Below are 5009 nucleotides of genomic sequence, written 5' to 3'. Positions count from 1 at the left end.
TGTATCGTCCCGGCGCAGGGTCGCTGTAGGGAAATACCCTACATCCAGTTTAGTCCAACTAAACCAACAGGGACCCCATGCAAAACGGTTGGCGACAAATGATCTTCGACAACGAGCGGTGGCACAGCTTCCGCGCGCAGGCACTGGCATTCATTCTCGACCGCCCCCGCGTCCAACGGCAGATGATGGCGGTCGCAATCGATGGTTTTCTGTGCGTCGCGGCGGTGCTGATCGCCTTCTCGCTCCGGATCGGCGCTTGGGGGCTTATGTCGCTGCCGGTCATTACCTTCGCGGCGATCGCTCTGGCGCTTTGGTATCCGATCGCGTGGAGAACCGGCGTCTATCGCTCACTGATCCGCTTTTCGGGCGCACGAACGATTGCGGATTTGGTGATCGCATGCGCGATCATGACGATACCCTTGCTGGTCGTGTGCGTGATCTTCCGCCTGCCCTCGGTTCCGAGGACGCTGAGTGTCCTGCATCCGATCATCTTCCTGCTGCTGCTCAGCGCCAATCGCATCGCGATCCGCTTTGCGCTGCTCGACCTGCTCAAGGTCGTCGACGTCAACGCGCAGCGCGTGCTCGTCTACGGTGCGGGCCGCGCCGGACAGCAGCTCGCCCTGTCGCTTCGGCACGAACCGCAGGTCCACCTCGTGGGATTCATCGACGATGATCTGCGGCTCGACGGCCAGCGGCTCGATGGCGTTCCGGTATTCGGGTCGAATCGGCTCCATCACCTTCTCGAGGAGACCGATGTCGACCAGGTGCTGCTGGCAATTCCGAGTGCGTCGCGGACCCGCCGCCGCGAAATCATCGAAACATTGCAGGACGAGCAAGTTTATGTCCGTTCCTTGCCGAACCTGACCAGCGTCATCGAAGGCAAGGTGACCGTCAGCGATCTTCGCGAGATCCAGATCGAGGAGCTTCTGGGGCGCGAGACGGTCGCGGCGAATATGTTGCTGATGGGCAAAACGACCGTCGGTCGGACCGTCATGGTATCGGGGGCCGGCGGCTCGATCGGCAGCGAGCTTTGCCGGCAGATCATCCGGTGTCGTCCGGCACGCCTGATCCTGCTCGAGCAATCCGAATTCGCGCTCTACACGATCGAGCAGGAATTGGTCGAGCTCATGCGCGAACTGGACGTCTCGGTGCCCCTGGTTCCAGAACTTGCCGATGCTTCGCAGCGTTCGTCGATGCGACGCGTCTATTCACATTACCGACCGGAGACGGTTTTTCACGCTGCCGCGTACAAGCATGTGCCGCTCGTCGAGGCAAACCCGCTTTCCGGCCTGCGCAACAATATCATGGGAACGCTGCACAGCGTTCAGGCGGCGAAGGAAGTGGGCGTCGCCAACTTCATTCTCATTAGCACCGACAAGGCGGTCCGCCCGACCAATATCATGGGGGCATCGAAACGCGTCTGCGAGTTGATCCTCCAGGCCCACGCAGCGCAACCCCGTACAAAGACCATCTTCAGCATGGTGCGCTTCGGCAACGTGCTCGGGTCGAGCGGTTCGGTCGTACCCCGTTTCAAGGCGCAAATCGCGACGGGCGGGCCGGTCACGCTCACCCATCGCGAAATCACCCGCTATTTCATGACGATTCCCGAAGCCGCGCAGCTGGTTGTTCAGGCCAGCGCCATGGCGAAAGGCGGCGAAGTGTTCGTGCTCGATATGGGGCAGCCCGTGAAGATCGCCGACCTCGCCCGTTCGATGATCCGCCTGTCGGGCCTCAGCGTTCGCGACGCCGACAATCCGGACGGCGATATCGACATCGTCGAAACAGGACTGCGTCCGGGCGAAAAACTCTATGAAGAGCTGCTCATCGGCAACAATCCGGAACAGACAAGCCACCCGCGCATCATGCGGGCGCAGGAAAATTCCTGGCCGTGGGAAGAGCTCGAACAAGCACTCGACGAACTTGACGTCGCGATCCGGAATACCGGCGACAGCGTCGCCGCGGTCCATGTCGTCAACCGGCTGGTGCCCGAGTTCGCGCCCGATGCATCCTGGCTCACGCGCCTAGAAGCCGGGCGCGCCTAACCTGCTCGCCGCCGGCTGGCGGTTGTAGCCGATCGGCAGCCCGCTCCGCTGCCGGGCTTCAGGCCGGCGCCTTGACCACGGCCGCCGCGGCTATGACTTCGCGGCTTACCTCGGCAGCGAGCTTCATCTCGGAGTCGGTCAGGGTCGGGTGGACCAGCCACATCAGACTGGTCTCGCCCAGCTGGCGTGCTGTCATGAGCCGTTGGGCCGGACGCACACCCGTGCCGTCGAACGCCTTTTCGAGATAAACCTCGGAGCAGCTGCCCTGGTAGCAGGGGACGTTCCGCGCGTTGATCTCGGCAACGATGCGGTCGCGGTCCCAGCCCGGTGCCAGGGCGTCGGGACGGACATAAGCGTAGAATTTATATTCGGCGTGGACGTCGCCCTCGCCGTCCGGCCGAGGCATCCGGATGGGGCCGTCCTGCCCCGCAAACGGCGCCAGCGCCGCGCGAAGCAGCGCAGCGTTATGCGTCCGCGCGGCGGTCCATTCCGCCATCCGGCGCAGCTGGATCCGGCCGATGGCGGCTTGCATTTCCAGCATTCGCCAGTTCGTCCCGATACTTTCGTGCAGCCAGCGGAAACCGGGCGGATGCGCGCGCTCGTAAACCGCATCCCAGCTCTTCCCATGATCCTTGAAGGACCACATTTTCGACCATAGAGCGCGATCGTTGCAGGTTACCATGCCGCCCTCGCCGCCGGTCGTCATGATCTTGTCCTGGCAAAAGGACCAGCTCCCGACATCACCGATCGAGCCGACGCTTCGCCCCTTGTAGCGAGCGCCATGCGCCTGTGCGCAATCTTCGATCACCTTGATCCCCTGGCGTGCCGCGAGGTCCATGATCGGATCCATGTCCGCCGGCCACCCGCCGAGATGGACGACGACGATTGCCCGGGTGCGTTCGGTCAGTTTCGTCGCGATGGTGGCGGCCGAAATATTGCCGCTATCGGGGTCGACGTCGGCAAATACCGGGACCGCGCCCGCGTTGAATACGCAGCTGACCGACGCGAGGAAGGTGCGGGGCGTGACGATGACTTCATCACCGGCCAAACCGCCGTTGACGCTGCCAATGCCCAGGCCATGCAACGCGAGGTCCAGCGCGACCGTGCCATTCGTTACCGCAATGGCATGGTCGGCTTCCGCCCAGAGGGCGAATTCGCGTTCGAACATCCTGCACTCGTTGCCGGTCCAGTAATTGACCTTGTTGGACCGCAGCACGGCGGCGACGGCGTCGACCTCCTCTGCACTGAAGCTGGGCCAGGGGGAGAAGGAAGTATTCAGCATGATGACCTCTTGTCCATCGGATGAGCGGGATTTCCAACGACGGTCGCGCCCGCAGGAACATTCTTGGTTACAACCGCCCCCATTCCGACGATCGCCCCCGCGCCGATCGTCAGCCCCTGCCGGATGAGGGCACCGGCACCGACGTAGGCATGATCGCCGATCGTCACATTGCCGTTGCAGTGTACGCCGGGCGCAAAGGTCACATAGTCGCCGATCACGCAATCATGCTCGACGTAGGAATAGAGATTGGCATGAAAGCAGCGCCCGATCCGGATATTGGACGTGAGCGTAACGAAGGGCGACAGGAGCGCGCCCGGCGCAATCTCTACATCGTCCATCACGACCACATTTGCAGCGGTGGTCCCTGCAATCTCGATTTCCGCTTCACGGCATCGACGGTCCAGTCGCTCGCGGACGCGGGAGTTGGCGATCGCGAGCACCGCGACGCGCCGCACCGCGGGTTCGGCAGCGAAACGCTCGAAGGTCCAAACCTCCTGCCCGTTCTGCCATTCGGAGGCCGGCGCATCGTCGATGAAGACAAGCCGTACATCTTGCCCTCCGACCTCGTCGCGCACCAGCGGCAGGATGCCTCGGCCACAACCGCTGGCGCCATATACACCAAAGAGCAGCGTCACGATTCGCGTGTCCCCTCGAACTTCGGCATCGTCGCCTCGCCGTCGGCATTGATCCCGTCGCGTCGCAGCACCTTGGCGACCGTCATCCAGAGGATCTTCATATCCAACGCAAAGCTTCGATTATCGACGTACCAGACGTCAAGCGCGAATTTCTGCTCCCAACTCAAGGCATTGCGGCCATTTACCTGCGCCCAGCCGGTGAGCCCCGGACGCACGTCATGCCGGCGCGCCTGTTCGGCGCTGTAGCGCGGCAGATATTCCATCAGCAACGGTCGGGGACCGACGAGGCTCATCTCGCCCTTTATCACGTTCCAAAGTTCGGGGAGTTCATCGAGACTTGCCGCGCGCAGCATCCGCCCGAACGGCGTCAGCCGGTCGGCGTCGGGCAACGGCTGGCCGTCTGGGCCCGACGCATCGCGCATCGTCCGGAACTTCAGCATCTCGAAGGGGCGGCCGCCGATACCCGGCCGTACCTGCCGGAAAAGCACCGGCGCCCCCATATCGCGCCGGATCAGCCAGGCCAGGACCAACAGCAAGGGCGACAGGAGCAGGAGCGCGCCGCCGGCCAGTGTCAGATCGACGAAGCGCTTCATCGCACCGGGATCTTCATCAGCCGGTTCCAGCCCGCGAGCATCATGGTTCGACGAGGTGCAGGAATGCCTTGCCTGCATCGCGCTTCAATTGTTCGATCGGCTTTTCGATTGTGGCGTCGTATCGCGCGAAACGCGCTTCCCAATCAGCGTCGAACCAGGCCGCGATATCGCTTCCGCGCTGCAGCAGTTCCTGATCGAAACGGGGCAGTATCGCGTCCGCAACGAAGCCATAATAATCATCCTCGATCTCGTCGGTCCCCGAGACGTAGAATGTCGGCTTGCCCTTGTGCAGGCATTCGATCGTCACTCCGCTGTTCGGCACCAGCACAATGTCGCAAGCATCCAGGAAATCGCTAACCAGCGCCGCGTCATTTTCAACGGTGATGTCGGAAAGCAGCGCCGAAAAACTCGCCTTGCAGGCGGGATGACGTCGCAGCAACACGGCGCCTACCGCCGG

Annotated in this window: 5 protein-coding genes; 1 reads left to right on the top strand and 4 read right to left on the bottom strand. The window is 62.8% G+C overall.

The window, feature by feature from the left end:
• Nucleotides 1–98: 98 nt before the first annotated feature.
• Entirely contained in the window at nucleotides 99–2042 is a 1944-nt protein-coding gene (locus VGD20_RS00095) for a nucleoside-diphosphate sugar epimerase/dehydratase (protein WP_331132499.1), read from the top strand.
• A 58-nt stretch (nucleotides 2043–2100) separates the two neighbouring features.
• On the opposite strand, the gene VGD20_RS00090 is transcribed toward VGD20_RS00095, so the two are convergent.
• From VGD20_RS00090 to VGD20_RS00075, 4 genes are all read right to left on the bottom strand, one after another.
• Nucleotides 2101–3324, bottom strand: coding sequence for a DegT/DnrJ/EryC1/StrS aminotransferase family protein (locus VGD20_RS00090; protein WP_331132498.1), 1224 nt, complete (start codon nucleotides 3322–3324; stop codon nucleotides 2101–2103).
• Nucleotides 3318–3959: an acetyltransferase gene (locus tag VGD20_RS00085; protein WP_331132497.1), complete on the bottom strand. Its 642-nt coding sequence runs from the start codon at nucleotides 3957–3959 to the stop codon at nucleotides 3318–3320. Before VGD20_RS00085 ends, VGD20_RS00090 begins: the two co-directional genes overlap by 7 nt.
• On the bottom strand, nucleotides 3956–4552 hold the full coding sequence (locus VGD20_RS00080) for a sugar transferase (protein ID WP_331132496.1): 597 nt from the start codon (nucleotides 4550–4552) through the stop codon (nucleotides 3956–3958). Before VGD20_RS00080 ends, VGD20_RS00085 begins: the two co-directional genes overlap by 4 nt.
• A gap of 40 nt (nucleotides 4553–4592) precedes the next feature.
• A partial coding sequence (locus VGD20_RS00075) for a hypothetical protein (protein ID WP_331132495.1) occupies nucleotides 4593–5009 on the bottom strand: 417 nt, incomplete at its 5' end.

It is taken from the genome of Sphingopyxis sp. (assembly GCF_036402335.1).
GTDB lineage: Bacteria > Pseudomonadota > Alphaproteobacteria > Sphingomonadales > Sphingomonadaceae > Sphingopyxis.
Note: the sequence above shows the minus strand (reverse complement) of the source record. Positions and strands in the feature narration are given on the sequence as shown.